Source organism: Allotabrizicola aquatica (SeqCode) (assembly GCF_965194375.1).
GTDB classification, from domain to species: Bacteria; Pseudomonadota; Alphaproteobacteria; order Rhodobacterales; family Rhodobacteraceae; genus Tabrizicola_A; species Tabrizicola_A aquatica.
This window is the reverse complement of sequence record NZ_OZ239428.1, coordinates 96,685-109,205: the sequence shown is the minus strand read 5'-3', so window position 1 is coordinate 109,205 and position 12,521 is coordinate 96,685. Positions and strand designations below refer to the sequence as shown.

Here is a 12,521-nt window from a genome sequence, read left to right as displayed (position 1 = left end):
CGGGCTTTTTCTTTTGAATCAACGCCTTGAGTGGCGCGGGCTCTGTCATAAACCGTCACAAACTGTGAATTGAGATATGGGGCCTACCCGCTTAGGTAAAACTTGACGCAATGGGGCTCTATCTGCCCCGCGTGCTATGGAGTCGGTCCAGGTGCAAAACACGTTGATCCGTTCGGTTACCTTCACAGGCGTTGGCCTGCATTCGGGTGCGCCGGTGACGATGACGGTGCATCCTGCCGCAGAAGATCACGGGATCTGCTTTCGCCGCACTGACGTCGTGACCGGCGATGCGCAGGTTCCTGCTCAGTGGGATGCGGTGGTGCCCTCGCGCCTGTGTACCCTCGTTGCCAATGGCGCCGGGGTTTCGGTGTCAACCATCGAGCATATCATGGCCGCGCTGGCTGGTTCTGCAATCCATAACGCGCTGATCGACATTGATGGTCCCGAAGTTCCAATCCTTGACGGCTCGGCCGCCCCTTTTGTCTCTGGTTTTCTTGATGCTGGCATCGTGGCGCAAGGCGCGCCTGTGCGCGCGATTCGTGTGCTGAAGGCGATTGAGGTGCGTGAGGGCGAGGCCGTTGCACGGCTGGAGCCGTCTGACATGCTGGAAATCGCCTTTCAGATCGACTTTGCCGAGGCGGCGATTGGCCGGCAGGACAAGGTTCTGAACATGGCCAATGGCGCCTTCGTGCGTGAATTGTCCGACAGCCGCACCTTCTGCCGCAATGCCGAAGTGGTGGCGATGCGCGAACGTGGGCTGGCCTTGGGTGGCACGCTGGAAAACGCCGTGGTGTTTGAAGGCGATAAGGTCCTGTCGCCTGGCGGTCTGCGCTATGCGGACGAACCGGTACGCCACAAGATGTTGGATGCCTTGGGGGATCTGGCACTCGCAGGGGGGCCGATCTTGGGCCGCTATACCGGTATTCGCGCGGGTCACGCCCTGACCAACCGGCTGTTGCGCGCTCTTTTCGCCGATCCGAGCGCATGGCGCGCGCAGGATTGTGTGGGCCTTGCCAGCGGCAAATTGCCCGGCGTCGGCGTGCATCGGGGTGATCTGCCGCTTTCGGCCTGAAAATCAATGCCTCGGGGTGGTGAAAGCCGTTTTGCGCCTTGGATTTTTCTGTGCTACGAGGATCGGTGAATGCTGCGCATCCGCGTGATCTAGCGGTGTCGCACAGGGTGAGCACAGGATATTCGGAAGATGGCAGGCGATTTCTTCACAGCGGTGCGGCGGGGGATGTGCGTGGCGCTTCTGGCCGGGTCGCTTGGGGCCTGTGCAGGGGGATTGGGCGGAAATAAAGAAGCGCCGCTTGACGAACTGCCGCCCGAAGAGATTTACAAACGCGGTGAGCTGACGTTGGAAACCGCGCGTAAGCCGGGCGACAGCTTGCGCTATTTCGCCGAAGTGGAGCGGCTTTATCCCTATACGGAATGGGCGAAGCGCGGTCTGATTATGCAGGCCTTTGTGCTGCACAAATCGAAAGAATACGAAGAGGCGCGCGTCGCAGCGCAGCGCTATCTCGACTTCTATCCCGGCGATGAAGATGCGGCCTATGCCCAGTATCTGATGGCGCTGTCCTATTACGACGAGATTGACGAGGTTGGCCGCGATCAAGGTCTGACCTTCCAGGCGCTGCAATCGCTGCGCGTGGTGATCGAGCAATACCCGGACAGCGAATATGCCAAGTCGGCGATGATGAAGTTCGATCTGGCCTTCGACCATCTGGCGGGCAAGGAAATGGAGATCGGGCGCTACTACCTGAAGCGCAAGAATTATCCGGCTGCCATCAACCGGTTCAAAGTTGTGGTGCAGGATTTCCAGACCACGACCCACACCGCCGAAGCGCTGCATCGGTTGGTTGAGGCCTATCTTGCGCTTGGCTTCGCCGATGAGGCGCAGACTGCGGCCGCGATCCTTGGTTACAATTACCAGTCCAGCCCGTTTTATGAGGACAGCTTCCGTCTGCTGAAAGGTCAGGGCCTTGCGCCCGAGGCGAAAGGCAGCAACTGGCTGTCCACGATCTATCGTCAGATGATCAAGGGCGAATGGTTGTAAGCAAGAGGGGCGGAGTGCCGCGCCGACGGGGCCCAAATGCTGCGCACGCTTGAAATTCGTGATGTGCTGATCATCGATCGGCTCTCTCTGGCCTTGGGGCCGGGGTTGAATGTGCTGACCGGTGAAACCGGGGCGGGCAAATCGATCTTGCTGGATGCCTTGGGCTTTGTGCTGGGTTGGCGGGGCCGGGCCGATCTGGTGCGCGCAGGGGCGGCGCAGGGTGAAGTTGTGGCGGTCTTTGATCTGGATGCGCTCCATCCGGCCCATGCGGTTCTGGCCGAGGCGGGGATCGAGGCAGAAGAGGGTGAGTTAATCTTGCGCCGCATCAACACGGCGGACGGGCGCAAGACGGCTTGGGTCAACGACCGCCGGGTCAGCGGCGAAGTGCTGCGCGATCTGTCGGATGCGCTGGTGGAACTGCATGGCCAGCATGATGACCGGGGTCTCTTGAACCCGCGCGGGCATCGGCAGCTCCTTGATGCCTTCGCCGGGCTGGATCTGGCCGGGATGCGCGCGACTTGGCGCGCGCGGGCCGAAGCGCGGACGGCACTTCAGGCGGCGCAAAGCGCGCTGGAGCGGGCGCAGGTGGAAGAAGAGTATCTGCGCCATGCCGTGGAGGAGTTGGACAAGCTGAACCCTGAGCCGGGCGAGGAGGCGACGCTGGATGCCCGCCGCCGCCTGATGCAAGGGGCCGAGCGGATCCGCGCCGATATCGTCCGCGCCCATGGCGCCTTGTCTGACGGGGCCGAGGGCGCGATGCGCGACGCGCTGCGCTGGATGGAGGGCGCGTCGGACCGGGCCGAGGGGCGGCTTGACGGTGCGCTTGGGGCGCTGAACCGGGCCTTGATCGAACTGGGCGATGCGGTGGGCGGGGTTGAGGAGACGCTGCGCAGTCTGGATTTCAACCCGGCCGAGTTGGAGGCGCTGGAGGAGCGGCTGTTTGCCATCCGGGCGCTGGCCCGCAAGCATGGCGTCTTGCCCGATGATCTGGGCGGTTTTGCCGAAGGCTTGCGCGGACGGCTGGCCGCCATTGATGGTGGGGCGGCGGGTTTGGCGCGGTTGCATGAGGCGGTGACCAAAGCCGACGCGGCCTATCTGCGCGAGGCGGCCGCCTTAACGCTGGCACGGCGGGCGGCGGCCAAGCGGCTGGATCTGGCCATGGCGAGCGAACTTGCGCCGCTCAAGATGGAACGCGCGGTCTTTACCACCGAGATGACCTTGGCCGAGGCGGGGCCTGATGGGGTGGACAGCGTGACCTTTACCGTGGCCACCAACCCCGGCGCGCCAGCGGGGCCCTTGAACCGCATTGCCTCGGGCGGGGAACTCAGCCGGTTCCTCTTGGCATTGAAGGTCTGTCTGATGGGCGACAGCCCCGGCATGACGATGATTTTTGACGAGATCGACCGCGGCGTTGGCGGGGCCACGGCGGATGCGGTGGGCCGACGCCTGAAATCGCTGTCAGACCGCGCGCAGGTGCTGGTGGTGACCCACAGCCCGCAGGTGGCCGCCAAGGGGGCGCATCACTGGCAGGTGTCGAAGCGCGTGGAGAACGGTGCGACGCTGTCCAGCGTGGTAACCTTGTCTGCCGATGAGCGGGTCGAGGAAATCGCCCGGATGCTGGCGGGTGATACGGTGACCCAAGCCGCACGTGAGGCGGCGCGGGCGCTTCTTGGCTAACGCCTCGGGCGCCTTCGGCTTCTCGTCGTCGCGACGACGCGCGACGCAGTCGACGAGGATTGTCAGGCCAAAACGGTGAAGGTCAGGCTGATCGCGCGCCAGTTCAGCCCGTCTGCTTGTAGAACGGCAATCAGCATTGCGCCAAACCGTGGCATTTCCTCGCCAGTTTCCTCAATCGCCCCGGTGACCACATAACGCTGGCGCAACAGGGCGACATCGGGCCCAAGCGGCACGACGGTGCCCTTACCCGTCACCAGCCGGGCGCGGACGAAGATGCCGGTCGCCTCAGCCTCAAACGCCTGGCGCGCGGCCTCGCGCCCCTCAGCCCAGATGCCGGTCAGCGTGTGGGCCGTGGCTTCCTCGGTCATCAGTTCGGCCATGGCCTTTGCGTCACGGTCGCCAAAGGCATAGGCAAAGGCGCGGGAGAAATCGTCAGGGGTCATGAGCCCACCTTGGGTTGCGGCACCAGCTTGCCGGGGTTCATCAGATTCTGCGGGTCAAGGGCGCGTTTGATCTGGCCCATCACCGCCCAAGCAGCCCCATGTTCGGCTTCCATGAGCGGCAGTTTGCCCATCCCCACCCCATGCTCGCCGGTGATGGTGCCGCCCAAGCCCAAGGCGCGTTCGGCCATGCGGGTGGCAAGTGCTTTGGCGGTGGCGGTTTCCTGCGGATTGGCTGGATCGATTAGCAGGATGGCGTGGAAGTTGCCGTCGCCGACATGGCCAAGGATCGGGCCGGGCAGGTCGCTTTGGGCAATGTCGGCGCGGGTTTCCTCGACCGCTTGGGCAAGGGCTGAAATCGGCACACAGACATCGGTGACAACCGCCGTCGCGCCCGGTCTGCTGGCCAGAATGGCGCGATAGGCGTCGTGGCGCATCTTCCACAACCGGCTGCGGTCCTCGGTGGCCTTAGCCCAAAGAAAACCGGTGCAGCCGAAGTCTGCCGCGATGGCGCCAAAGCGTTGGGCCTGTTCGGCCACACCTTCGGGCGAGCCGTGGAATTCCACCAAAAGCTGCGGGCACAAGGGCAGGTCGGTGCCGGAAAACGCATTGCAGGCCGCAACGGTTGCAGGATCGAGAAACTCGATCCGCGCCATGGGCAGGCCGGTCTGGATCGTGGCAATGACGCAATCGACGGCAGCGGCCATATCGGCAAAGCCGCAACTCGCGGCCGAAGTCGCCTCGGGCTGGCCGTGCAGGCGCAATGTGAGCTCGGTGATGAGGCCGAGCGTGCCCTCGGCCCCGACGAAAAGCGCGGTCAGGTCATAGCCGGCAGAGGATTTTGGCGCGGCGGTGCCGGTGCGGATCACCTCGCCTCCGGCCAGAACCACCTCAAGCCCCAGAACCGCGTCGCGCATCGTGCCATAGCGCACGGCCGTGGTGCCGCTGGCGCGGGTGGAGGCCATGCCGCCAAGGCTGGCATCGGCACCGGGATCGACAGGAAAGAACAGCCCGGTGTCGCGCAGGGCGTGGTTCAGCGCCAAGCGCGTCAGGCCGGGTTGCACGGTGCAGAGCATATCCTCAGGATGCACGGAGATGACGCGGTTCATGTCGCGGAAATCGACAGTGACCCCGCCCTTGACCGCCAGCGCATGCCCTTCGAGCGAAGTGCCCGCGCCCCAGGCCACGAGGGGCACGCCGTGCTGGGCGCAGACTGCGGCGATCTGCGCGACCTCTGCGGTGCAGGTCGGGTAGACCACGGCATCGGGTTGGCCTGCGGTCATGTAGCTTTCGCTTTGGGCGTGCAGTGCGCGATCGGCTGCGGTGGTCGAGAGCCGGGGACCGAGGAGGGCTGCAAGGTCGGTCAGGAGAGGGCCGGGCAACGCCATCACGCGCGCTCAGGCGGCGGGGCTGCGCGTGGCGACGCGGGCCATTTCAACCGCCAGATCGCCATAGCCGGTGAAGCGACGTTCATAGGCCAGTCCCAGCCGCGCGGCGCAGTCCTGCGCCTTGGCGTCCAGTGCTGGGTCTTCGGTCTGCGCCTGATAGACAAGCTTGGTGTAATTGCCGAAATACATGTCGCGCAGCTGCGGATGGCGGTCCAGCCCCATGGGTTTCCAGACAAAAGCATCAAACTGGCGCACCAGAAAATCGGTCAGGTAGAAGGCGGTGAATTCGCTGTCAGCATGGGCGGCGAAGGTGTCATTGCCCTCAAAGAAGGAATAGCAATGCGGGCCTGCCAGCATCTCGACACCCAGTTCGGCGCATTTGGCCTGCAACAGCCCGCCCGTGCCGCAATCGGCGTAAAGCACGAAGATTTGGTCAAAAGCGGCGCGCTGTTCGGTCACGGTGCGGGCGACTTCAGCCGTAATCTGGTCGGGGTAAAGATGCAGCTTTGCGGGCAGGCATTGCAGATGCAGATGATCCCAGCCGTTCAACCGTTTCAGCGCCAGCACCTCATGCGCCAAGGCCCCACAGGCGATCAACAACACGGGGCCCGCGCCGGGCACATGCAGGCCCTCTTCGGTCAGCGTGGCGTCGTCGGGCAGCAATGCGGCCGTCACGGCCATGCAAAGGCCCGAATGGCCAAAGCCGCCAAGAGCGCCGCAATCGCCAGCGCGCCCATCGAGACGCCAAGGCCAGAGGCCGCCCAGATCGTTAGACCTGCGGTTGCCACCACGGCGAGGATAAGCGCAAGGAAATGGGGCAGGGGCATGATCGTCTCCTTCCCAGCTAATTTGGGGTCAGGCGCGGCAAATGCCAAGGGGCAAAACGAAAACCCCGGGCACGATGGCCCGGGGTTTGCGATGTAAAGCAGCAGAGTGAACTTAGGCGCCCAGCTGGTTGTGCTTGCGCGCCACAAACTGCTTGGCGGTTTCCACGGCCACGGCCGCATCGCGGCAATAGGCGTCTGCACCGATGGCTTTGCCAAACTCTTCGTTCAAGGGCGCACCGCCCACCAGCACGATATAGTCTTCGCGCAGGCCCTTTTCCTTCATCGTGTCGATCACGACTTTCATATAGGGCATGGTGGTGGTCAGAAGCGCCGACATGCCCAGAATATCGGGCTTTTCGGCTTCCAGCGCCTCGAGGTACTTTTCAACCGAGTTGTTGATGCCAAGGTCGAGCACTTCAAAGCCAGCGCCTTCCATCATCATCGCGACAAGGTTCTTGCCGATGTCGTGGATGTCGCCTTTGACAGTGCCGATCACCATCTTGCCCATGCGGGGCGCGCCGGTTTCGGCCAGAAGCGGCTTGAGGATGTGCATCCCGGCCTTCATGGCATTGGCGGCCAAAAGCACTTCGGGAACGAACAGGATGCCGTCGCGGAAGTCAGCGCCCACGATGGTCATGCCGGCAACCAAGGCTTTGGTCAGCGTGTCATAGGGCGTCCAGCCACGCTCGATCAGGATGTTAACACCCTCTTCGATTTCTTCTTTCAGACCGTCGTAGAGGTCGTCGTGCATCTGCAGGACAAGCTCTTCGTCGCTCAATTCGGCCAAGTTGATTTCGTCGTCTGACATGCTGCGCTCCTTCGGGGCTTTGGGCCCGTGATGCGGTGAAAGGCCGTTTGGCACTTTCCGGTTTCCGACATGCCCCAAGCGAAAGCCGACAGCAAGGGGAAGGGGGTAAATTAATCGTTCCATTTGTTCCCTTAATGTTCTATTTCTCACTCATGCAACAGCATCATGAGAGTTTGAAACAGGGCCAACGCCTGCGCGCGCGCGGAGTGTCGTCGAATGTCGCGGGCCGGTTTGAGCCTGAGGCGCGGGTCGCGGTGGATGATGGGTGGGATCTGCCGGAAACCGACCGTTTGCTGCGCACCGAAACGCGGGTTGAGCGGCCACGGTCCGCGCTGGCGTGGAACCGCTCGCCCGATTTGCCGTTTGACCGGTCGATCAACCCTTATCGGGGGTGTGAGCATGGCTGCGTCTATTGCTTTGCCCGGCCAAGCCATGCGTTCTTGAACCTGTCGCCGGGGTTGGATTTTGAAACCCGGCTGATCGCCCGTCCCGGTATTGCGGCTGTGCTGGCGCAAGAGTTGCGGGCGAAAAGCTATCAGGTGGCAACGGTGGCCATTGGCACTAACACCGACCCCTATCAGCCGATTGAGGCCGATCATCGCCTGATGCGTGAGGTGTTGGAGGTGCTTTGGGCCTATCGACATCCGGTGGCAATCACCACCAAGGGCACGCTGATCGAACGCGACATCGACCTTTTGGCGCCCATGGCGGCGGCGGGGCTGTTGCGGGTGGGGATTTCGGTCACCACGCTGGATGCGCGCCTGAGCCGGACGATGGAGCCGCGCTGCCCGGTGCCTGCGCGGCGCTTGGCGACCATCCGTCGGCTGGCTGAGGCGGGCATTCCGGTGCGCGCCATGCTGGCCCCGGTGGTGCCGGGGCTCACAGACCTTGAGCTGGAGCCGATCCTTGCGGCCGTGCAGGATGCGGGGGCGGTGGCGGCAAGCTATATCGCGCTGCGGTTGCCGCGCGAGGTATCGACGCTCTTTCAAGACTGGTTGGCGGCGCATGTGCCTGACCGCGCGGCCAAGGTCATGGCGCGGGTGCGCGAGATGCATGGCGGGCAGGATTATGACCCGGCCTTTGGGCGGCGCATGCGGGGCGAGGGGCTGTGGGCCGATCTTTTGGCGCAGCGCTTTGCCAAGGCGGTGGCGCGGCTAGGGCTGGCCACGCAGATGCCGCCCTTGCGGTGCGATCTCTTTCGCCTGCCGCCAAGGGCAGGCGATCAGCTTTCGCTGCTCTAGGCCAAGACTGCCTTAGCCGCGCCGACCGCGACGTTCGCGTGCGGCGGGGCCAGCGCCGTCGGTGCCATCCGAGGTTGAGGAGAAGGTGCCAAGCTTGGCCTGAATGTCCTCAAGGCTGGGGACCGGGCCTCGGGGGCGGCTTTCAAGGGCCGCGCGCATGGCTTTCAGATGCTCGGGCATGGTGCCGCAGCAGCCGCCGATGATCCGCACACCTGCGTCGCGCGCGAGCACGGCATATTCGGCCATCAACTCGGGCGTGCCGTCGTAATGGATATGGCCGTCATGGTATTTCGGGATGCCCGCATTGCCTTTGGCGATCAAGGGCACCGCAGGACCTGCGGCCACAAAGCCCATCACCGTGCGCATCAGGTCCGACGCGCCGACACCGCAATTGGCGCCAAAGGCCAAGGGCGGATAGGGCAGGCCTTTGACCATCTCGACCAGCCCAGCCGAGGTGAGGCCCATCATGGTGCGCCCGGCGGTGTCAAAGCTCATGGTGCCGCACCAGGGCATGCCAGCCAACTTGGCGGCCTCAGCGGCGGCTTTGTATTCTTCTGCGGCGCTGATGGTTTCGATCCACAAGACATCGGCGCCGCCTTCTTTCAGGCCCTCGGCCTGTTCGTGGAACATCTCCACGGCGGCGGCATGGGTCAGAGTGCCCATCGGTTCAAAGATGTCGCCCGTCGGCCCAACAGAGCCGGCCACGACGACCGGGCGGCCTGCGGCGTCCGCAATCTCGCGGGCAAGGCTGGCGCCGATGCGGTTCAACTCGCGCACCCGGCCCTGTGCGCCGTGCAGCTTCAACCGGCTGGCGTTGCCGCCGAAGGTGTTCGTGAGGAAAATGTCCGACCCCGCCTCGACTGCGCCGCGATAGAGGGTTCGGATGCGGTCGGGGTAGTCGACGTTCCAAAACTCGGGCGGCTCACCGGCGGTGAGGCCCATGTTGAACAGGTTGGTTCCAGTGGCACCATCGGCCATCAGCCAGTCACGGCTGGCCAGAAGTTTGGAAAGAGCGTCAAGGGCCATGGTCTGTCTCCGGGCAATTTTGGCAGGAACAATTGCATACATCCGCGATGTGCCACGGCTGGGCAGGATAGGCAAATTCATATTCCGCATGATCTCGTTCGATCTGCGTCATGATCGGCGGTGGGTCACCCAAGCAAAAAGGCCGCGCCGGTTGCCCCGGCGCGGCCTTTTGAACACATCGGCCTTGGCCGTGCTGGCTTGGCTCTGGTCTCAGACCTCGGACATCAGCTGGGCCTTGGCGACCGGCAGCAGCTCGGCCATCTTGGCGCGGACCTCATCGGCGCTGGCCTTGCCGGCGAGATCGCCTGCGACCTTGCGCACGACGTCCTCGATACCGGCTTCTTCGAAATCGGCGGAGACCACGCTCATGGCATAGTCGGCAGCGTCATCGCCCGACTTGCCCAAAAGCCCGGCGGCCCAAAGACCGACCAGCTTGTTGCGGCGGGCCTCGGCGCGGAACTGCATATCTGTGTCATGGGCGAATTTCGCTTCAAACGCGTTTTCGCGATCGTCAAACGTGGTCATGGACTGGACCTCCTATTCAAGAATGCTTTCATCTCATATGCCCGCAGGGGCGGGCGCGTTCAAGCCCCCGGCTGCGATTGCCGCCGTGCAAAGGCCGCTTCGCAGGGCTTGTCCGGCTTGGCCGGGTTGCATGCGGCGCGTGCAATGCGTATAGCCGGGCAGACCGGGAAGGGTGGCAGTCGCCGCCCTATTTCCCATTGTGATTGAGGCATTCATGGCGCGCAGGAAAAAGGTCTACGAGGGCAAGGCGAAGATCCTTTACGAAGGGCCCGAGCCTGGCACGTTGATCCAGTATTTCAAGGACGACAGCGCACCCACCGCGGAAGAGCCGACGCCTGCGGCCGTGGATGGCAAGGGCGTGCTGAACAACCGCCTGTCCGAGTTCTTTATGTCCGGCCTCAATGCCATCGGCGTGCCCACCCATTTCATCCGCCGCGTCAACATGCGCGAGCAGATGGTGCGGATGGCCGAAATCCTGCCGTTGGAAGTTGTGGTGCGCAATTTTGCCGCGGGCGAATTGTCGACCCGTCTCGGGATTCCCGAGGGCATGGCGCTGCCGCGCCCGATTGTCGAATACTACTACAAGGACGAGCGGCTGAATTCGCCGATGGTGGCCGAAGAACATATCGTGGCCTTCGGTTGGGCCAATCAGCAGGATTTGGATGACATGGTGGCGCTGGCCTTGCGGGTCAATGATTTCATGTCAGGTGTTATGCTGGGTGTGGGCATCCGGCTGGCCGATTTCCGGCTGGAGATGGGCCGGGTTTGGGAGGGTGAGTTCATGCGGCTGATCGTGGCCGATGAGATCACGCCAGACAGCTGCCGATTGTGGGACCTGCGCGCGGCGGGTGAGCGGGAGGGCCAACCGGCGGTCGACCCGGCTCCTTTGCCGGACGTCTATACTGAACTTGCCCGCCGTTTGGGCGTCTTGCCGTCCAACGTGACCCATACGACGAAGCCGACACTGATCAACTGACCGCCGTGCCCCCTTGTCGGCCTGAGGCGGCAAGGGTAAGGGGGCGGCAAATCGCAACTTGGGGGATGCCATGAAAGCCCGTGTCACTGTCATGCTGAAGGCCGGAGTTCTGGATGTGCAGGGCGAGGCGGTGCGTCATGCGCTGGGCGCCTTGGGCTTTGGCGGTGTGAATGGCGTGCGGCAAGGCAAGGTGATCGAGCTGGATCTGGCCGAGACCGACCCTGCGGCGGCTGAAACCGCTGTGAAGGCGATGTGCGAAAAGCTCTTGGCCAATACCGTGATCGAAAGCTACCGGGTCGAGATCCTGTAAGGCGCTGCGGCGCGCACCAAGATTTTGCAAAAATCTTGGCAAATTTCTTCGAAGAAATTTGTGACAGCCGACATCGGCTGTCGTTTCCCTGTCTGACAGGCTGGGCGATTTTGGTCTGATGGGCCAAAATCCAAAGGAGTGCCGCATGCGCGCCGCTGTCATCCGTGAGTATAACGCCGATCTGTCCTTGGAAACCGTGCCCGATCCGGTCTGTGAAGCGGATGGGGTGGTGCTGAAGGTCTTGGCCTGCGGTATTTGTCGCAGCGATTGGCATGGCTGGGTGGGCGAGCATCCCAAGGTGAAGCTGGGCGCCATCCCGGGCCATGAGTATTGCGGCGAGGTGATGGAGGCAGGGCCTTTGGCGAAATGGCGGGTGGGGGATCGGGTGATTGCGCCCTTTATCCTGTCTTGTGGCCAGTGCCCGGAATGCCAGTCGGGCCAGACCACCACCTGCCGGGCCCAGCGGGTGCCGGGCTTTGGCGAGCCGGGGGCCTATGCCGAATATGTCAGCGCACCCCATGCCCATAACCTTGCGCGCCTGCCCGAAAGCCTGACGCCGGCCCTTGCGGCTGGATTGGGCTGCCGGGTGACCACGGCCTTTCATGCGCTGACCGGCCGGGCAGCCTTGCAGGCGGGCGAGTGGCTTGCCGTGCATGGCACCGGCGGGGTGGGATTGTCGCTGTTGATCTTGGGCCGCGCGCTCGGCGCGCGGGTGGTCGTGGTCGATGTCGTGCAAGAGCGGCTGGATCATGCGCTGTCCTTGGGGGCCGAGGCTGCGATCAACGCCAAGGATGGCGATGTGGCGGCAAAGATCATCGAGATCACCGGCGGCGGCGCGCATGTGAGTGTGGAGGCTTTGGGGATTGAGGCCACGGCCAACGGGTCCTTGGAATGTCTGCGCACGATGGGGCGGCATGTGCAGGTGGGCTTGCCGGTGGGCCATACTGCCAAGATGCAGATCAACATGAACGCGGTCTATATGAAGCAGCTGTCGCTCTTCGGGTCGCGTGGGATGCCGTCGTGGCGTTATCCGTCTTTGCTGACACTGATTGAGATGGGGCGCGTCGATGTGGCGCCGATCGTGGCGCGGCACGTGGCGCTGTCGGACGCCTCGGCTGAGCTGCGTGCTTTTGGCGGGCCGATGCCGCCCGGGGTGGCCGTGATCACCCAGATGGCGGGGTGAGCGTTCTGACAGGGCAGGGCTTCTGACAAGCGTTGGAATGAGTATTTTTGCCAAGATGAAAGCC

The 12,521-nt window shown here is 63.5% G+C and carries 14 protein-coding genes; 7 read left to right on the top strand and 7 right to left on the bottom strand.

What is annotated here, in order from left to right:
- Nucleotides 1-151: 151 nt before the first annotated feature.
- From lpxC to recN, 3 genes are all read left to right on the top strand, one after another.
- Nucleotides 152-1,072 (top strand): UDP-3-O-acyl-N-acetylglucosamine deacetylase, encoded by a 921-nt coding sequence (lpxC, locus tag AC72UB_RS13730; RefSeq protein WP_505190834.1) that lies wholly within the window; start codon nucleotides 152-154, stop codon nucleotides 1,070-1,072.
- Between the two features lie 129 nt (nucleotides 1,073-1,201).
- Nucleotides 1,202-2,056 carry an outer membrane protein assembly factor BamD gene (locus AC72UB_RS13725; RefSeq protein WP_505190278.1) on the top strand — a complete coding sequence of 285 codons (855 nt, stop codon included), beginning with the start codon at nucleotides 1,202-1,204 and terminating at the stop codon, nucleotides 2,054-2,056.
- A gap of 36 nt (nucleotides 2,057-2,092) precedes the next feature.
- Complete coding sequence (gene recN / locus AC72UB_RS13720) at nucleotides 2,093-3,733, top strand: DNA repair protein RecN (protein WP_505190277.1); 1,641 nt, start codon at nucleotides 2,093-2,095, stop codon at nucleotides 3,731-3,733.
- A 62-nt stretch (nucleotides 3,734-3,795) separates the two neighbouring features.
- Here recN and AC72UB_RS13715 read toward each other — a convergent pair whose 3' ends face one another.
- The 5 genes from AC72UB_RS13715 to AC72UB_RS13695 form a co-directional block, all read right to left on the bottom strand.
- On the bottom strand, nucleotides 3,796-4,176 hold the full coding sequence (locus tag AC72UB_RS13715) for a YybH family protein (protein ID WP_505190276.1): 381 nt from the start codon (nucleotides 4,174-4,176) through the stop codon (nucleotides 3,796-3,798).
- Entirely contained in the window at nucleotides 4,173-5,561 is a 1,389-nt protein-coding gene (locus AC72UB_RS13710; RefSeq protein ID WP_505190275.1) for an FAD-binding oxidoreductase, read from the bottom strand. Before AC72UB_RS13710 ends, AC72UB_RS13715 begins: the two co-directional genes overlap by 4 nt.
- A 9-nt stretch (nucleotides 5,562-5,570) precedes the next feature.
- Complete coding sequence (locus AC72UB_RS13705; RefSeq protein ID WP_505190274.1) at nucleotides 5,571-6,242, bottom strand: DUF1638 domain-containing protein; 672 nt, start codon at nucleotides 6,240-6,242, stop codon at nucleotides 5,571-5,573.
- A complete protein-coding gene (locus tag AC72UB_RS13700; RefSeq protein ID WP_505190273.1) occupies nucleotides 6,233-6,388 on the bottom strand; it encodes a hypothetical protein in 156 nt (51 codons plus the stop codon). The genes AC72UB_RS13705 and AC72UB_RS13700 overlap by 10 nt, the downstream gene beginning before the upstream one ends.
- Nucleotides 6,389-6,500: 112 nt before the next feature.
- Nucleotides 6,501-7,196, bottom strand: coding sequence for a cobalamin B12-binding domain-containing protein (locus AC72UB_RS13695; protein ID WP_505190272.1), 696 nt, complete (start codon nucleotides 7,194-7,196; stop codon nucleotides 6,501-6,503).
- A gap of 152 nt (nucleotides 7,197-7,348) precedes the next feature.
- On the opposite strand from AC72UB_RS13695, the gene AC72UB_RS13690 reads away from it, so the two are divergent.
- Nucleotides 7,349-8,437 (top strand): PA0069 family radical SAM protein, encoded by a 1,089-nt coding sequence (locus AC72UB_RS13690; RefSeq protein ID WP_505190271.1) that lies wholly within the window; start codon nucleotides 7,349-7,351, stop codon nucleotides 8,435-8,437.
- 12 nt (nucleotides 8,438-8,449) lie between these two features.
- Here AC72UB_RS13690 and bmt read toward each other — a convergent pair whose 3' ends face one another.
- The gene (bmt, locus tag AC72UB_RS13685; protein ID WP_505190270.1) at nucleotides 8,450-9,463 is read right to left on the bottom strand and encodes a betaine--homocysteine S-methyltransferase; all 1,014 of its coding nucleotides are present in this window, start codon (nucleotides 9,461-9,463) and stop codon (nucleotides 8,450-8,452) included.
- A 210-nt stretch (nucleotides 9,464-9,673) separates the two neighbouring features.
- The gene (locus AC72UB_RS13680) at nucleotides 9,674-9,988 is read right to left on the bottom strand and encodes a DUF1476 domain-containing protein (protein ID WP_463290142.1); all 315 of its coding nucleotides are present in this window, start codon (nucleotides 9,986-9,988) and stop codon (nucleotides 9,674-9,676) included.
- A 214-nt stretch (nucleotides 9,989-10,202) separates the two neighbouring features.
- On the opposite strand from AC72UB_RS13680, the gene AC72UB_RS13675 reads away from it, so the two are divergent.
- The 3 genes from AC72UB_RS13675 (at nucleotide 10,203) to AC72UB_RS13665 (ending at nucleotide 12,457) form a co-directional block, all read left to right on the top strand.
- Nucleotides 10,203-10,964, top strand: a complete 762-nt coding sequence (locus tag AC72UB_RS13675; protein WP_463290141.1) for a phosphoribosylaminoimidazolesuccinocarboxamide synthase — start codon at nucleotides 10,203-10,205, stop codon at nucleotides 10,962-10,964.
- A 70-nt stretch (nucleotides 10,965-11,034) separates the two neighbouring features.
- Nucleotides 11,035-11,274, top strand: a complete 240-nt coding sequence (gene purS, locus AC72UB_RS13670) for a phosphoribosylformylglycinamidine synthase subunit PurS (RefSeq protein WP_463290140.1) — start codon at nucleotides 11,035-11,037, stop codon at nucleotides 11,272-11,274.
- 145 nt (nucleotides 11,275-11,419) lie between these two features.
- Nucleotides 11,420-12,457 (top strand): alcohol dehydrogenase catalytic domain-containing protein, encoded by a 1,038-nt coding sequence (locus tag AC72UB_RS13665; protein ID WP_505190269.1) that lies wholly within the window; start codon nucleotides 11,420-11,422, stop codon nucleotides 12,455-12,457.
- Nucleotides 12,458-12,521: the final 64 nt, after the last annotated feature.

Bases quoted from the DNA above. Each gene is read 5' to 3' on its own strand.
- AC72UB_RS13695 (WP_505190272.1), bottom strand. From the start codon at position 7,196: ATGTCAGACGACGAAATCAACTTGGCCGAATTGAGCGACGAAGAGCTT.
- AC72UB_RS13715 (WP_505190276.1), bottom strand. From the start codon at position 4,176: ATGACCCCTGACGATTTCTCCCGCGCCTTTGCCTATGCCTTTGGCGAC.
- AC72UB_RS13690 (WP_505190271.1), top strand. From the start codon at position 7,349: ATGCAACAGCATCATGAGAGTTTGAAACAGGGCCAACGCCTGCGCGCG.
- AC72UB_RS13675 (WP_463290141.1), top strand. From the start codon at position 10,203: ATGGCGCGCAGGAAAAAGGTCTACGAGGGCAAGGCGAAGATCCTTTAC.
- purS (WP_463290140.1), top strand. From the start codon at position 11,035: ATGAAAGCCCGTGTCACTGTCATGCTGAAGGCCGGAGTTCTGGATGTG.
- AC72UB_RS13705 (WP_505190274.1), bottom strand. From the start codon at position 6,242: ATGGCCGTGACGGCCGCATTGCTGCCCGACGACGCCACGCTGACCGAA.
- AC72UB_RS13700 (WP_505190273.1), bottom strand. From the start codon at position 6,388: ATGCCCCTGCCCCATTTCCTTGCGCTTATCCTCGCCGTGGTGGCAACC.
- AC72UB_RS13725 (WP_505190278.1), top strand. From the start codon at position 1,202: ATGGCAGGCGATTTCTTCACAGCGGTGCGGCGGGGGATGTGCGTGGCG.
- AC72UB_RS13665 (WP_505190269.1), top strand. From the start codon at position 11,420: ATGCGCGCCGCTGTCATCCGTGAGTATAACGCCGATCTGTCCTTGGAA.
- AC72UB_RS13710 (WP_505190275.1), bottom strand. From the start codon at position 5,561: ATGGCGTTGCCCGGCCCTCTCCTGACCGACCTTGCAGCCCTCCTCGGT.
- recN (WP_505190277.1), top strand. From the start codon at position 2,093: ATGCTGCGCACGCTTGAAATTCGTGATGTGCTGATCATCGATCGGCTC.
- AC72UB_RS13680 (WP_463290142.1), bottom strand. From the start codon at position 9,988: ATGACCACGTTTGACGATCGCGAAAACGCGTTTGAAGCGAAATTCGCC.
- bmt (WP_505190270.1), bottom strand. From the start codon at position 9,463: ATGGCCCTTGACGCTCTTTCCAAACTTCTGGCCAGCCGTGACTGGCTG.